We start from the raw sequence: 15,472 nt of genomic DNA, 5'->3' as shown, positions 1-15,472 counted from the left end.
AGTGCGCTGGGCAGGAGTTGTTGCTGTTCCGGGTGGTACGCCACGTAGCTTGTGCTCATGGCTATATTTCAACTCACCACCGCAAATTTGCCATCGGGATTTTCCCTTCTGCCGCCCAGACTCCTAGCTTGCTATACTTAGCGTATCTGGCGGCGCTTAAAAAGAAGGCGCCAGCGCTTAATTTAACTACAAATCTGGCAACAGCGTCAGGGTCGTTTCACCCAGAAGCCCACACCAGTTCCCAGCCCCTTTCCCGCCGTATTGAAATCGAGCCATCCTTGGCTATTGCTGTAGCTGCTCAGCGCCGATCCGCCCAGGGCATCCAGGCTGGGGGCATAAAAGTAGTAAGTTTGCTGTGCGTTGTCCCAGGCCCACAAACTCGTAAGCGCAGTACCCATGATGGTGCTAATTGCGGCAGGTGTGGTGGCCACCTCGGTGCTGACCAAACTCCAACCAGGCGCCAGTTGAGTCGCGTCCAGACTGACGGTGTCGCCTGGCTGAACCAGAACCGAGCCGGGCTCGGCTACCCTAACCCAATACCCATCACCTGGAAGGATGTCACTTAGCACGCCGTAGCCTTTGCTACTGGCGTAGCTTTGAAGCGCGCTGAAATCTAACGCAGGCGTGTAGAACTGCCAGCGCTGCTGGCTAGCATCCCATTTCCAGACCGAATTGACCCAACCCGCATCGCCATAAAGCGCACTCACTGAAAAACTCTGGCTACGGCCATGACCCAGCAGGTTCCAACCGGTCCCAAGCGCCAGGCTATCGCTCACCAGGCAGTTCATTGACACGGCACTGGAAGAGCTTGAATCAACGGTGGCAATCACCTGCATGCGTGAGTTGTCGATCATTTCGGTGGCGCTTGTGCCATAGCCGACGCAAATCTGGGCGCCCGCCAAGTTGCCGGTATCGACGTTGTTCAGAATATTCTGCGTGGCAATGGCGTCACCCAACACACCGCTGGCGTAAGGCAACAACTGCCCCTCGGTATAGGTTTGCCAGCCTGACTCGGTCAGCATCAGCGTGGTCTGAGTTTGCGAATCGGTGACAGTTTGCGCTTGTGAACTGGCAGCCATGACGCCGGTTGAGCGGCCCGAGGTAGGGGCGCTTGCACTGCCGACAAAGCTTACAACCCAGATCGTGTCGTGATAGGCTTTTGCGTTTGAGTTTGAAGCGCGGCGCCCAATCACCAGTTTGCTCGCTCGCAGGTAGGCAAGATCGATTGCCTTGCGGGGGGTCCACAAGAGCCTGCGGTTAATGGAAAAGCTGGCGCGACCATTGGGTCCAATGGTGACCCTGGCCCGATGCCAGCCAGCTTCATAGGCGTTCGCGTCGATCATAAGATTGCTGATCTCCCAGGTGCCATCAGCGCTTAGCACACCAAACGAGAACCAGGCGGTGCCGCGTCTGTCTGGCGGCACCGCAAGGCATGCGCTGCCGCCGGCCTCAATGCTCCAATAGAACCCCCCAAGCACGGGGGCGGGCACGTTGACGTCGGATAGGTTACTTTGCGTTAAACCAAAAGATGGACCTGCCCAACATCCGCTAAGTCCTTTTAGGTCAATAAAAACATCAACCTCAATCATTGCACCCTGACTGAGGTCGAGCGGTTCAGCCAAGACAACGCCACTGGAATCTGCAGAGTTCCCGTTGCTGTCAAGAACATAGCGACGATTGCTGATGGTGGTCGCCACCCTGGGCGCGGGGGAACCAAAGCTGACCCATATCCCGTCGTTGTCGATGGTGTTTTCCCAGCTTTCGGACAGCAGTGTGAGCACAGCGCTGGCAGGCACAACCGCCGTGACAAAGACAGCACCGTCTTTGCCCACATCAGCCGAGTTAAACGAAATCGTATTGCTGACTTTGGCGATTGGTGTTGTGATGACGCCCGCCGTAACGCCAGTGGTGGCAACATTGAACGGTTTGAGCTTAAAGTTAGCCGTCACGATCCGTGGTCCTACCAGATTCACCACACAGGATCCGCGTCCCGTGCATGCGCCACTCCATCCCGTGAATACAGAATCGGCCGAGGGTTGGGGCGTCAGGGCAACTTTTGTGCCAAGCGCAAAACTGGCGGAACAGGTGCTACCACAACTGATACCAGCAGGACTACTGGAAACGTTGCCAGTTCCGCGGCCGGTGCGCACCAAAGTCAGGGTAGGGTCGGCGGTCGTTAAGGCTGCCGTAGCGTCGCTGGCAAAAGCCCAACCGCTTGGGAAAAGTATCACTATCCAGGCAATAGCCAGCGCTTTCTTGCATGCCATGCGTAGCTCCGCCATTCATCGGCCTCCTTTTGTGTGAAACACGCACTTGTCCTTACATTCAATTGGATTGCGTGGACGATGCCTTTTTGAACATCCAGCGACTATCACGGTCGGTGGACCCAGAACCCGATGCCGTTGCCTAGGGTTTTGCCGTCCGTCGTGAAGTCCTTGTACCCTTTGCTGTAGATGTAGTTGATCAGCTGGGTGGTACCGGGAGCGTCCAGGCTGGGCGCGTAAAAGTACCACCTGGATTGCGAACTGTCCCAAGCCCACATGGAAATCAAGTTGTTGGGAACCTGACCCGCCACAGGCGGGGTGATGCTCAGGCTGGCGTTGAAGTCGCTGGCCGAAATTGGACTGCCGGTTGCCACTAGATTCCAGCCCGCAGCCAGACTGTTTTGGCGCAAATAAATGCTGTTGCCACTGATGGTGCCCAGGTCGGCGTTGGCCCTGGCATTGACCCAGTAACCTTCACCGGGCTCGATCGTGGACAACACACCATAGCCCTGGTTGAGGGCGAAGGTGCGCAAATCCGAGGCACTCATGTCCGGGGTGTAAAACTGCCAGTTCGCCGCTGCACTGTCCCACTTCCAGAGTGAGGTGACCACGCTGGAATCACCAAACTTGTCGGCCACGGCAATGGTCTGGTTCACCGGGTTACCCATCAGGTTCCAGCCTTGATTCAGTTTGAGGTTAACGCTGATGCTGCCACCCACGACGCAGGAGCCTGCCGGCGTTGCGCCCGGGATAGTGGCCACCGCGCGGATGTTGCCGTTGTTGATCATGTCCTGTGCGCTGCTGCCGTAGCCAACACAAAACTCGGCACCTTTGAGAGAGGTGGTATCGGTCATGTCCAGGATGGTTTGGGCGGCAATCTGATCACCGATGACACCGTTGGCGTACGGGACCAATTGCCCATCCACGACCGTTTGCCATCCCAGGGGGGTGAGTTGCACCAGGACTGATCCGTCGTTTGCACCAGCCGTGTTCAGACTCGAGGAACTCGGTGCTCGACTTTTTGCGTTGCCCACGCTTGCAGCCGTCGTGGCGGGTTTGGCTGTTCCGAGCGAACCAGCAGGTACCCGGGCAGTGATAAAAACGGAGCCTGTTTTGCCAATATCAGCCGGATTGAAATTGATCTTGTTGGCCACGGTGGCAATGGTTCCCGACACCCCGCCTGTTGCCTTTGCAAAAAAAGGAACATTCAGGGCGGGTGGAATTTGGGGGGACCACTGGGCATTCAAATTGAGAAAACCATCGAATGCCGGGTTAACGACCAGCACTGGAGAAAGCCGTCTGGCAAATGCCCCGTCACCAATCTGTCCGAGATAACTGGCACCAAAGGAGAGTACCGTGCCGTCGGATTTTGTGGCAAGCACGTGCCCGGCTCCTGCAGCAATGGCGTCAAACGATTCCTTGCCAACTTGCGCGGCTTCGCCACGTGATTCCAGCATGTCGTCGCCCAACTGCCCCTCGGCACCAGAGCCCCAAGCCCAGAGACTGCCGTCCTGCCCAAGGGACAGGCTGCTGAAAAAACTCGCCGCGATGGCTTTGATGGGAGGCAATCCAGGAATCAGGATCGGTGACTTGACCTGCTGCTCTGTGCTTGCGCCAACCTGAAGGTCGCCGTTGTATCCCCATGCCCAGACCCGTCCCTGGTGATCCAGCGCCATCGAATGGTCACCCGAGGCGGAAATGGCAAAAATACCGGACAGCGAGGTTAGAACGCGAGGTGCTGTCGCTTGGTTGTAGCCGTCACCCAGTTGGCCATAGCCATTGGCGCCCCACACCCAAACCCGTCCCTGGAGATCAAGCCCAAGCATGTGGCTATAGCCAACACTCACATCGATCAATGCAGGCAAGCCGGTAGCCAGAGTGGGGGTATTGGTGCGATACAGGCCTTCGGGCAGTGCGAGCTGACCCCTCAAATTGGAACCCCAGGTCCACAGATTTCCATTGGCGTCTAGCGCGGCGCTGCTGTTTCCGCCTGCCGCGATACGCCGGATGTTCGTCAGCCCTTGGGCTGCCACCGGTCCAGTGCGTATCGGCACATCGCTTGTGTCTCCGAGTTGACCGTCGCTGTTGTCACCCCAGGTCTGCACGGTTCCGTCATCCAAGAGCGCCAGCGCGTGCAAGCTGCCGCTTGCGATTTGGGTAACGCCACCCAGTGAGCTCAAACTCACCGGGACCGATCGACTGATACTCACGCCGTTGCCCAGTTGTCCAGTCGAGTTATCACCCCAGCCCATGAGTCGGCCCGTCGCATCGATGGCGAGCGTGTGGTAGTAGCCGGTTGCCAACAATGAGATCGGGCCGGTCAACCCCAGCGGCGGCCCAAAGACCAAATTTGCGCGCGAGGTAACGCTGCCATCACCAAGCTGGCCCAAAGTATTGTCACCACTTGTCAAAATTCGGCCGTCAGTCAAGGTCACAACCAAATGACGCTCACCCAGGCGTACCTGCTGGGCCAGTCCGGGTAACTGGGTAACGCGAATCGGTTCGTCATAACGCTGGAAAAACCCCCACACCCACAGGCTGCCATCAGCCAACACCGCAGCGGCGCTGGACGGACCCACCGCAAAGTTGCGAACCTTTCCTTGCTGTTCCAGGGCGTACAGGTACAGCGGTGACGAACGCAAAGACGTGGTGTCACCCAGCTGGTAGGAGCCGTTGTCGCCCCAGCTCCATAGGCGACCCTCGCTGTCCAAGGCGAAGCTGCTGTCCAAAGAGGCATCAATGGCCACGACGAACACATCAGGAAGCGGAAACTCCACCAGCACGGGTAGGTTTCGGGTGCGTCCGGTGGAGTCTCCCAACTGGCCGCTGAAGTTCGCCCCCCAGGACATGACTTTGCCGTCTCGTGTCAACGCCAGGCTATGCTCCTTGCCGGCGCGCACATCGACCACGTTGTTGAGTTCTAAGACTTGAACTGGAACCTTGCTCATCGCCAATTCAGCGTCCCCCTGACCCAGCCGACCAAAATCGTTGCTGCCCCAGGCCCACACCGACCCGTTGGTGTCAACGGCCAGTGAGTGGCGCTCGCCACCGGCCACCGCAACGATCGACGAAAGGCCGACAACTTTGCCGGGTAACCCTTTAGATGTAACTGAGCCGTCGCCCAACTGACCGTCGGTGTTTTCTCCCCATGCCACGACGCTGCCATCGCGGATGCGAGCCAAGGAATGGTTTTTCCCGGCTGCCAGGCCCACCACATTGGCTGCCTCAGCCAGCATGGCAGGCGATGGGCTGGTCAGAAAAAGTTGACGACCTGAACCCAATTGACCGTAAGTGTCATCTCCCCAGGTGAAAACCTTTCCGTCACGACTCAGTGCCATGCTGTGGGTGTTGCCGCCCGCAACCGGTGGGGCTGGCGCTGCCGAAATCGACGGTGTGTCCCCCGTCTTTACCGGCGAGGCATGACCACCGTTGTTGGAAACAGAAGGCGACGCTGCATGGGCTGGCAAGGAACCACAAGTCCAAACAATACTGAGCACTGCAAGAATCGTGCGAAAGGGCGTTGTCATTGAGATTCCTTTTGTTCACTGATGACATGACTGCCTGTCACACTCGGATACTTTTCGAGCAAACAAGCCATTGTCTTCAAGTGGCATTTGGCAGAGGCAACTAGTTGATCGCGATGGACCGCACCTGCCATCGCACGAAATTCGACAGAAATCGAAATCTTCACCAGATCGAACATATACGTCGCAAAGATGGTCAATACCGCCCCACCAGATTCACGCCGACAATCTTTTGCGTATCTGGCTTGAGCAGGTTTGTGACATAGGCATCTGCTGCCCAGCGTTTATCCAGCGTCTCCCAATGCAGTCGCAAAGTCATGTCCCAACCTGCTGCCAGCCGCTGCAAATTGGCCTCATCAGAAAAACGCTCTGAGCGCCAGACGGCTTGGGTGCTGAACAACACGTGTTGTTCACCAGCCCAGGTCAACCCAAGCATTGCCCGGTGCTGTGGCATTAAGGGGATGGATTTGCCGCTGAACTGCGTCCCAGTGTTTTCGGAGTGGCTGCTGACGTAACCTAAGTAGCCTGCCAGTTGGCTTGAAAACACCTGGTTGAGCGTGGCACCGGCGCTGTTGACCTTGCCGCGCGAGAACACAGGTGCGGCTTCGAGCTGATCGGGTGCTGCCAAGTTGGCGATGCTGCGTTGGCGCAGTCGGTCCAGGTTGGCAACATCAGCGCGGGTATTGAGCACACCGTCCAGAGGCGAAACGAGGTTGTCAACGCGCCTGTGGTCGACAAAGGCGCCGAGAAAACGGGTGGCAGACAGTTCCCAGTCAAGCTGGGCTCGACTGCGTGTGAGCATGCCGCCCGGGTTAACCAGACTGTCGTCAATTGGAATGCCTGCGGTGGCCACGGGTGACAATGCGCTGTAGGAAGCCGGGTGGAGCCATTTTTGCCAGATCGCGCGCAAAGTCGCGCCGTGACCCATTGCATAACTGACACCCAAGCGCGGTGTGATCTTCGATTGATCATAGTCCTCAGCGAGCATCTGAGTGACCGCAGGCTGGCGATCGCGCAGGATGAGGATGTCGCGGGTTTTGTTGTAGCGCTGCCAAGCCAGGTCGACCTGCAAATTCAATTGCGCGCCGACGCGAAAAATATTGGAAACCCATAGATCCTGCGAGTGATCGTCGTCCTGCTGGTGGAGCTGGTCTGATGGGACGACGCCAGTGCCGACATGGAAAAAATTTTCCCGCACCAGGCTGTTGGTCTTTTCCATTCGACCGTCCGCAGCCCCCCAGCCCAATTCATGAATGTCACTGAGCGCCAAGGTGTGGCGCCACTGCAAGTCACGCTGGCGCGGACGAGCTTCGAATTCAGAGTCATTGGTGGCAAGCCCCAAGTTGGTCTGGACCGAACTGCGCTGATTTACGGCCGAAGCTTCGCTGCCATGTCCTAGCTTTAACCAGACTTGCGACTGAGGTCCAAAACGGTAGTGGGCACCCAGATCAAGGCGTTCATTGCGGCCCGAAACGCGCTGCAACACGCTCTCCGATGGCCTCAGGTTCAGGTCAGCGTCAAAGGCATTGGCATAGACGAACAAACCCAGCGCATGACTCGGCCTCACGCCCAGCGCCACGGTATAGGCGTTAGCCTCTGCATCAAACTGCTGTTGCCCAGGTCGACTTTTCTGAGGCATGGCCTCGGCAAAATAGGCCATAGGCATAACTGCGTTGGCATAGCCGTTGAGGCTGACGAACGGCTCGGTCAACGCAAAGTCAGCGCTTCGGTTGTAGCGTACACCCAGGCTGCCGTAATGGCCCGGCTTGGAGATCAGCGAGGAGAAGCGGTTTGAGGCACCAAACACCGTTGGGTCGGACAGAAAACCCTGGAACAGCTCTGACTTCTTGTTGAAATCACCACTGTAGCGGTCGGCCAAAAACAAATGGCTGCCTGCCCAAAACGGCGTGTATGAGTCCTGCGCGTAACTTCTGGCCCAGTCTTCCAGCCCGAAGGCCGCCAGCGCGGCCCCCAGATTGGCTCCACCCTTTTGATCATTGGCGATTTGGTTAAGCGACTTCAGGTAGGGCAGCAGCTCAAGCGCCTTGCGGGCAGCCGCAAGCGCCTGGCCGGGTTGCAGCAGATCATTGTGAATTACGCTTTGATATAGGTCGGGCAACGGATCCTTGGGGTCTACCTCCCGGGCGCGCGACAAGGCAAAAAGTGCATCTTTGCTGCGACCCAGTTGGTAATAGGCGACGGCCAAATACGTTTGGGCGCGGGCATAGCGCGGCTCGATCAGGCTGGCGGCCAGCAGCTGGCGAATCGCTTCGTCGGTGTTGCCAGCCTTGAGCTCAACTAGGCCCAGGCCGGTCAGGGCGACAAAATCATCAGGCTGGTCTTGCAGTGCCTGGGCAAACGCAACGCGCGCCGCATCCAGCCGATCTGTCAAGGCTTCCAGCGTCCCCAACTCAGCCAAAAGCCTTGTGGCATGCTGGTCAAGCGCCATTGCACGGCGCAGGCTGATCTGCGCGTTACTGAAGTCTTCGCGCTCGGTTTGCACCACGCCCAGACCGTGCCAGGCGCGGGCCAGATCGGGCGACAGCGCCAGTGCCGACTGGTAGGCAGCGGAGGCCGCACTGGCTTGACCCTCCAGTCGCTCCAATTCCCCAACGGCTAGCATTAGCTCGGTGGACTGCGATTTGCGTGAGTGTGCCGATGCCAATGCGCTGCGGGCAGCGGTCACGTCGTCTCGAAGAAGCAGCAAACGGGCACGCCAGACATCCAGGCGCTCGTCCTGGGGATAGCGCCTGGCAGCTTGCTTCAGCAAGGCAATGGCCTGCGCAAAATCGCCGTTTTGCACCAAGAAGTCTGACAACAGCAGACTGGCGCTGGCCGGAGCCAGGTCAGTCAGAGCAAGTTGTTGCACAGCCCGGCGGGCCGCGAGCAGATCTTGACTGGCAAGCAAGGCCGCAATGTCGGGTAACTGGGCCAAATCGGGGTAACGTTGGAGGTCTACCTTGAAGCTGCTGACCCACTGTACCCGCTCGCGCGGGTTGCTCAGCACGGTTTTGACGGGCGTCTGGCCTTTTTGCGCACGACCCTGCTCCCCACTTCCAATGTTGACGCTGCCCTGCTCGTTGGAGAGCAATACCTCGCCCGACAAGACGGTCAAGGTCGACGTGCCGTCCTCGTCAACGACCAGTTCCCAATCGGTCCCGCGGATGGCAGCCAGCGCCGTGGGTGTTTGAACGGTCAGCTTGTCCGGCACGTTTTTGGATTGTGCCCAGGTTCGCCCGGAGTTTTGCTGTAGCTGGGTTGTTCGTGTCGCGCCATCGCCAACCTGTTTGATCTCCAGCATGCTGTTGGGGGCAAGGCGCACTTGGGTCTGGTCGGACAGGAGCACCGCCATGCGACTGCCATCCAGCGTGCGCACCGCTGCGCCCGGAAGCAGTTGCTGCTTCACGACGGCTTCGCGCCAAGCGCTCTCTTGCGACGCCCGGGATTCTGCCTTTCCCTGCACGCTGACAATTTCGGCCGCGCTTGCTGCTTGCGCCACATCGGTGGCAAAGGTCACAGCTGCCATCACCAACAGCGCGAGCCAGCTTCGGCCCAAGTCCACATCGGACCACCCGAACCGGTGCAATATCGCTTCAATCACATCGCTCTACTCCTTAAGAATTTCAGGACATTCAGACGACTATGCATATTGTGCAACATGCAATAGTCAGATGAATCATAAAATGAGCGGCGGGGAGAAAGCTCATGGAACTGCCTCCGGCGTTCCGTGCGCGATTCTCCTTCTGTCCATGCCACCGTGGTCGGCGCTTTCCAGTCCGAAGGCACGGAGTTCCTAGGTCGCCGTCCTGTTTTTATGCGACAACCGCGTTTTCTGCATTCATTTCGTGCTCCCGTCCCAACGGCTTGCGAAAAGGAACGAAGCAAGCATAACCAGTGCGACGTGTCGGGCACTTCACTGCCTGAGGCAGAATCAAACCCTCAGATGAAGTTCATTGCCCTCATTCTTGCCAAGGCCAAACGCTGGCTAAATCCGCCAACGCTTATCGCGGGGTTTTGGTTGGCTGTGGCTGTGCTGTTGTCATTAACCCCAGCCATTCAACTGGTTGAGCTCAAGATACTCGACCGGCTGTTGGTGGCCACTGCGCCCAACAAGTCAAGCTACCCGATCACGATTGTCGGCATCGACGCGGACTCATTTGTCAAGCTAGGGTTGCAGTGGCCCTGGCCTCGAAGTCTGCATGCCGACCTGTTAGACCGGCTGAGCACTGACGGTGCTTCGGTGGTGGCCTTTGACGTCTTGTTTGCTGAGCCTTCTGGTCGAGGGCCAGAGGATGACCAGCGGTTTGTTCAAGCGATCAAACGTTCAGGCAATGTTGTTTTGGCGGCGGACCGGGTGTATCGCGAGACCAGCACCACGAGTGAGTGGCAGCGACTCGATCCGTTGCCCCTGTTCTTGCAGGCTGGTGCTCAGATTGGATTGGCCACCGTGCCATTGGACCAGGATTTGGTTGTCCGCCAAGTGCCTGATTCAAGCGAGGCGATGTGGCGAACAACGGTGTTGCGCCTGATCCGGGAACATCCTGAACTAGCTCCTAATCTCAGCAGCGAGCAGGGTTCGTACATTCGCTATGTGGGCGGCGATCACACATTTCCGTACGTGTCGTACCACGAGATTGTGCAACCCGACGGCACGCTTCCGCCGGGCTACTTCAAGGATCAAGTGGTGCTCGTCGGACTTGCGGCGCGCGCCTCACTCAATGCGCAAAGTGCGCAGGCAGACTTGTTTCACACACCTTTCTTGGCCCATACCGGTGGACTAATGCCTGGGGTCGAGGTGCACGCCAACCTGATTGAGACAGCGCTGGCTCGCAACGCCATTGCGCGTTTACCCAATGCGGCTTTGTTGTTGCTGTTGAGCATGGTGGCTGCTGCCAGTGTCCTGACGATGCACAACTGGCGACCGGTTCGAGGCGCACTGGCCGGCGGCGGGCTAATGTTGTTGATCGTTGGTGTTGCCTGGGCATCACTGCAGAGATTTAACCTTTGGGTTCCGACAGTGATGGCGTTGGCTGTGGTAGTGCTCATTTATTTGAGCCTTGGCGGGCGCTCGTACCTGATCGAACTGGCAAGGCGTGCAGAGATCACCCGTGCGTTTTCGTTGTATGTGACCCCTCAAGTGGTGGCCTACATGATTGCACACCCGGAACAGATGAAACTCGGTGGCGAGCGGCGCAACATTACTTTGATGTTCACTGATCTGGCAGGTTTTACCTCAATTTCAGAAGCGCACTCGGCTGAGCGCGTCGCCTCATTGCTGAACCGTCACTTTACCGAAATGACTGACATTGTGCTAGAGCACCACGGTACTGTCGTGACCTTCATCGGCGACGCAATCATGGCGATGTGGGGTGCACCTTTGGAAGATGATGCGCAGGCTTATCGCGCCGTGTCATCGGCGATGGTAATGCAAAAGCGTATGCATACGATGCGTGAGAGCTTCGCAAAAGAAGGTCTTCCGCCCATTCATATGCGTGTTGGAATCCACAGTGGCTCGGCGGTCGTCGGTAACCTTGGCTCGGCCAAGCGGTTTGACTACACGGCGATTGGCGATGATGTTAATCTGGCAGCGCGCCTCGAAGGCACCAACAAGATCTACGGCACCGAAATTCTGGTGAGTTTTGACACCCTCAAACAGGTTGGCGAGAGGATCCGCTTTCGAGTCGTCGATCGAGTGATTGTCAAAGGCAAAAGCCAAGCCATTGAGGTGTTTACCCCTTGTGAGGATGAGCGGGTCATCGACTTGACTGCACGCGGTGTTGAGTTGTTTCGCAGCCAGCGATGGGATGAGGCGCAGGCGTTGATGCAGGAACTATCCGCTCTTGTGCCAGATGACAAGATTGCAGGAATCTACCTTCAGAGAATTCAAGAGTTTCGTCTTGACCCTCCAGGGGAGAACTGGTCGGGGGCAATTAGCCTGGAGAAAAACTGATCGGCATAGGGGGCGGCGTGAGCAGCGCTCCTGCCACACCACCTGGCATGGGGGTCCGCACCAGGCGGTTCGGGAAGTTGAGGTCATATGAGTCGGGGTATTCCAAGCTCCACAGCGCTCAAACGACTACACTTATTGTTACTCATAAGTCAATATAGAAGACAGAGGGATGGCAAAAGAGTGACTTCACCAAAGTCCTGTCGTTCGCGATGTTTTCCAGTTGGGCATCAACACGACATTGCAGTTTTTCACCCGCCTTCAATGGTGAGCGAGCAACACCCGTACGCTTGGCGTGACTCCAGACCAACTCATCGGGATTCAAATCAGGCGCGTAACCGGGCAGGAAGTGAAGAGTCAGTTTGCCACCTGTACTGGTGACGTATTCCTTAACGATGGCCTTCTTGTGCGCGGGCAAGCCATCAACTACCAGTCGCACCGGCTTTTTGCGGCGGCACATCATCTTCTTGAGCAATTCGACAAACAACTCTCCGGTCAAGCCGCCTTGGTAGGTGGTGAACCAGAAGGCACCTTTGGCACTGACAGCAGATGCCGCGCTGATACTTTGACGCTGACCAGGGCGCTCAATAACTGGGGTTTGACCTCGTGGCGCCCACGTCTTGCCATGCACCGCATCGGCGCGAAAGCCAGATTCATCCCAGAACAATATTTCCGCACCGCTGACCTTTGCCTCTGAGGCGATGGCGGGAAAGGTTTCGTTCTTCCATCGTGCAACCGCCTCAGGGTCACGCTGGTATGCACGCTCAAGTGGTTTTTGTGCCGTCAAGCCCAGTCGCGCCAACAGCGTCCCGATGGCTGCCAGCGATAGCTTCACGCCAAAACGGGTGAGCAGTAATTCTTGAACAATCTGACGCGTCCAAAGACCAAAGTCAAAACCGTACTGGTCCGGTCGCTTGCCGTTAACCCACCGATAGACCTGGCGTTCCTGTGTTGGCGTCAGCTTGCGTGGCCGACCCGTGCCTTTTGGTTGAGCGCAGGGCTCGCAGACCGTGACCACGTCCCTTGGCTGCGGCTCGGCACTTGTAGGCCCAAGACCGATTCATCCCAAGAGAAGCAGCTACCGCGTCGGGATGCTCACCCTCATTCATCCTTTGCACCGCCAGAACTCGCATTTCTTCAAGCGTGTTGTGGGCCAATTTGCGTCCGTCTCGTTTCATGCAGATTTGGAGAAAACCCAAAGAAATAAACTCAGCACATTGTCCGCAAAATTACTGACCTATGAGTAAATCCGGAAAACCATAACCAAACCCCCGGCATCAGCTTCAGCTTATTCCACCCCGGTGGCTGTCCAAGCTACTGTGACCACCGCACACTACCCGCGGCCAACAGCTGCTTGAGACCGCTGCGACAAAAATCAGATCACGCCTGATCTTGCCGTCGCTGTTGGGACGATGTTGCCGATGTGAAAATTGAAATACAAAAAGAAGCTTCAATGAACAAGAGAATTGATGGGAAGGCGCAAACCTGGTCGCTAGTTGAAGCGAATTTTTGGCACTGACAGTGTGGCTGGTTCCGAAGCGACGATCGTGCTGCAGGTCAGGCCGGAAGTATCGGCCGCTGCATTATTCTTGACTGCAGTTCTCGACACGGTGATAGAGCTGTCACTGTTGAACGTGAAATCGTAATTCACGCTGCACGCTCTGTGGAACCTCGTGCCGCTGATCTTGGCGGATTGCCCAGTCACTGGGCCACTCATCAAATCGAATAGATCGAGCTGCGCAACAGGCAAGGTCTTGCCATCTGATGCGGCAAAGCTGAAGCTTCCGTCTTTGGTGAAATAGATTGTTGCAATCATGTAGCCGCCATCTTGGTGCAGTGACAAGTATTGTCCTGCAGACCACAAGTAGATGCCGTCATACGACACCACGCCAGGAGCTGGCGGAGGCTCAAAGGTTGAAGTCTGGGCAACGGCAAAGGGGCAACCGACTGCTCCGGCAATTAGGCTAAGCAGCACACACCCTCGCCGCAGACCAAGGGGAACCGCGGCTACATGATGAGCCCTGATTCGAGTTGCGGCGAAACGGTGACTGCTGCGGGCTGTCACCAAAGGTTCAGGGGCGGCACCGGTTCGTTGTAAAAAAAAGGGCAATTGGGTTCTCCTTGGGTAGGTCAGGGCGCATTCACCCCATTACGGCTTGAATTGAGGTCAAGGATCGGGCACATGTTCAAGGCTTTCGTTTGACTCCAGGCGATGGAGGTGTCTCGAACGCTGGCACGTTGCCGGTCGCCCCAGAGCGATCATCGGTCGAAGGGCCTCCGTTACCACCGCCACAGGAGGCCGTTAAGAGCACAAGCAAGGTCAGGGCTAAAAGTGTTTTCATGTTCGATTCACGCGCTATGTTGCGAGCCGGTAAATGGTAATGCCGTTTCGTTCGAAAACAAATAGCCCGCCATTCCTTACCGGCTCAGTTTGAGTCCGAAGTAGAACGGTACCGGACCACCCGTAAAGGCGATTGCCTTGCAATTTTCAAACGGGCCTGGGTCTGAAAATTTGGGAACATGGCCGCTCCCCTGACTCCCTTCCAGGGTAAAGAAGAAAGTTCCGCCAGTACTGAGCGTACGATTCAGTGGGACGTAGATCACTTCACCTAAGCGATCAAGCAATTCGTTTGAATCATACTGGGGATAGCTAAAACGCTTTAGGGCAATGACGATCACGAACTTACCCGTAAATAGTGTCTTCATCTGACTTTATCCCAAATTTCCCATTAGCGCCAATTTCTAATCGAAGTTGCAGGCTTTCCGGATTGCAAGTTCAATATGAAGTTTAACCTCGTAGGATGTTCGTCAATCACGCATTAACGAGTCATCAGAAGTCGCGGCAACCCTTTAAGGAGTAGTTCATATGACTTGGTCATTGAGGATCACCGATCACGCCAGCCACATGGTGTACAGCCAACAGGCCGTCAATTCATGCGGCATTGCCAGCGTCATCATGATCAATTTCAATATGAAAAAGTGGCTATTGGCGGTTGCGGGGGCAATATTGCCCGCGCCCACTCTTGCCGTACCCTCGTTTGGGCTGGCCTTGCACGCAACCGTCAAGTCAGAGAAAGAAGTTGATCTGGCCTATTCAAAAGTTACCGGAAAAAGTTACGACGGCACGACCTATACCGACGCAAAAATGCTTGTGAAAGTGCTCAATGAGCTGGGAATTGGCAATTGGGTCTGCGAGTGGTACCCAACATCGCAGGTGGCCCACAAGATCACGCAGTTTGTAGGCACCAGGAACGGCGCACCGGTGATTACCCATATGGCATGGAACAACGGCGGCTACCATTTCATCGTGTGTGACACGATTGTGCGGACCCGGGGCAAGGTTTATGGGGATTTTTGTGATCCTGGGGATGGCACAGCCAGGACATTCCCTTTGGTCCAAGGTCAGAATGTCAACTACGATAAGAATGGAAGTATCGCTGGCGCGTTGACTGGCTGGGTTGTTTATCGAACAAGAGCATAGTTTCTGGCAATCGCCATGATCGGCGACAGTCCTGCCGTTTGACTGTTCAGCACGATAAAACGCCCCTCGGAAACCAGGGGGGGCTATTTCGACAAGTACGGATAATCTGGCCATGAGAATCAATCTGGCCACTCCCTTTGCAGAAAAAGACGCCGTCAAAGCCCTCGGGGCACGCTGGGATGTCACCAAGAAATGCTGGTACATCACGAATGTTGCAGACCTGACGCCGTTTGCGCGGTGGATACCGAATCTGGAT

9 protein-coding genes are annotated in these 15,472 nt (G+C 56.6%); 3 read left to right on the top strand and 6 right to left on the bottom strand.

All coding sequences use genetic code 11. The annotated features are described in order from the left end of the window. Positions 1 to 206: 206 nt before the first annotated feature. From KBF66_RS15910 to KBF66_RS15900, 3 genes are all read right to left on the bottom strand, one after another. Entirely contained in the window at positions 207 to 2,282 is a 2,076-nt protein-coding gene (locus KBF66_RS15910) for a hypothetical protein (protein WP_296659373.1), read from the bottom strand. Between the two features lie 89 nt (positions 2,283 to 2,371). Beyond that, on the bottom strand, positions 2,372 to 5,791 hold the full coding sequence (locus tag KBF66_RS15905) for a hypothetical protein (protein ID WP_296659370.1): 3,420 nt from the start codon (positions 5,789 to 5,791) through the stop codon (positions 2,372 to 2,374). A gap of 193 nt (positions 5,792 to 5,984) precedes the next feature. Continuing rightward, on the bottom strand, positions 5,985 to 9,389 hold the full coding sequence (locus KBF66_RS15900) for a TonB-dependent receptor (protein WP_296659364.1): 3,405 nt from the start codon (positions 9,387 to 9,389) through the stop codon (positions 5,985 to 5,987). 156 nt (positions 9,390 to 9,545) lie between these two features. Here KBF66_RS15900 and KBF66_RS15895 point away from each other — a divergent pair, with 156 nt between their 5' ends. After that, positions 9,546 to 11,738 carry an adenylate/guanylate cyclase domain-containing protein gene (locus tag KBF66_RS15895; RefSeq protein ID WP_296659361.1) on the top strand — a complete coding sequence of 731 codons (2,193 nt, stop codon included), beginning with the start codon at positions 9,546 to 9,548 and terminating at the stop codon, positions 11,736 to 11,738. A gap of 142 nt (positions 11,739 to 11,880) precedes the next feature. Here KBF66_RS15895 and KBF66_RS15890 read toward each other — a convergent pair. The 3 genes from KBF66_RS15890 to KBF66_RS15880 form a co-directional block, all read right to left on the bottom strand. Further along, positions 11,881 to 12,913 (bottom strand): IS630 family transposase gene (locus tag KBF66_RS15890; protein WP_296659358.1). Its coding sequence is split into 2 segments (ribosomal slippage): positions 11,881 to 12,720 and positions 12,722 to 12,913, totalling 1,032 coding nucleotides; the frame shifts between segments, so codons are not numbered across the junction. Between the two features lie 314 nt (positions 12,914 to 13,227). Next, a complete protein-coding gene (locus KBF66_RS15885) occupies positions 13,228 to 13,578 on the bottom strand; it encodes a hypothetical protein (protein ID WP_296659355.1) in 351 nt (116 codons plus the stop codon). Positions 13,579 to 14,153: 575 nt separating this feature from the next. Next, a complete protein-coding gene (locus KBF66_RS15880) occupies positions 14,154 to 14,441 on the bottom strand; it encodes a hypothetical protein (RefSeq protein WP_296659351.1) in 288 nt (95 codons plus the stop codon). Positions 14,442 to 14,601: 160 nt separating this feature from the next. On the opposite strand from KBF66_RS15880, the gene KBF66_RS15875 reads away from it, so the two are divergent. Both KBF66_RS15875 and KBF66_RS19655 read left to right on the top strand, forming a co-directional pair. Beyond that, positions 14,602 to 15,216 (top strand): hypothetical protein, encoded by a 615-nt coding sequence (locus KBF66_RS15875; RefSeq protein ID WP_296659348.1) that lies wholly within the window; start codon positions 14,602 to 14,604, stop codon positions 15,214 to 15,216. A gap of 112 nt (positions 15,217 to 15,328) precedes the next feature. Next, a partial coding sequence (locus tag KBF66_RS19655; RefSeq protein WP_365732551.1) for a DUF5710 domain-containing protein occupies positions 15,329 to 15,472 on the top strand: 144 nt, incomplete at its 3' end.

Origin of the sequence: Rhodoferax sp. (assembly GCF_018063565.1) — a bacterium.
Taxonomy (GTDB): domain Bacteria; phylum Pseudomonadota; class Gammaproteobacteria; order Burkholderiales; family Burkholderiaceae_C; genus Rhodoferax.
Note: the sequence above shows the minus strand (reverse complement) of the source record. Positions and strands in the feature narration are given on the sequence as shown.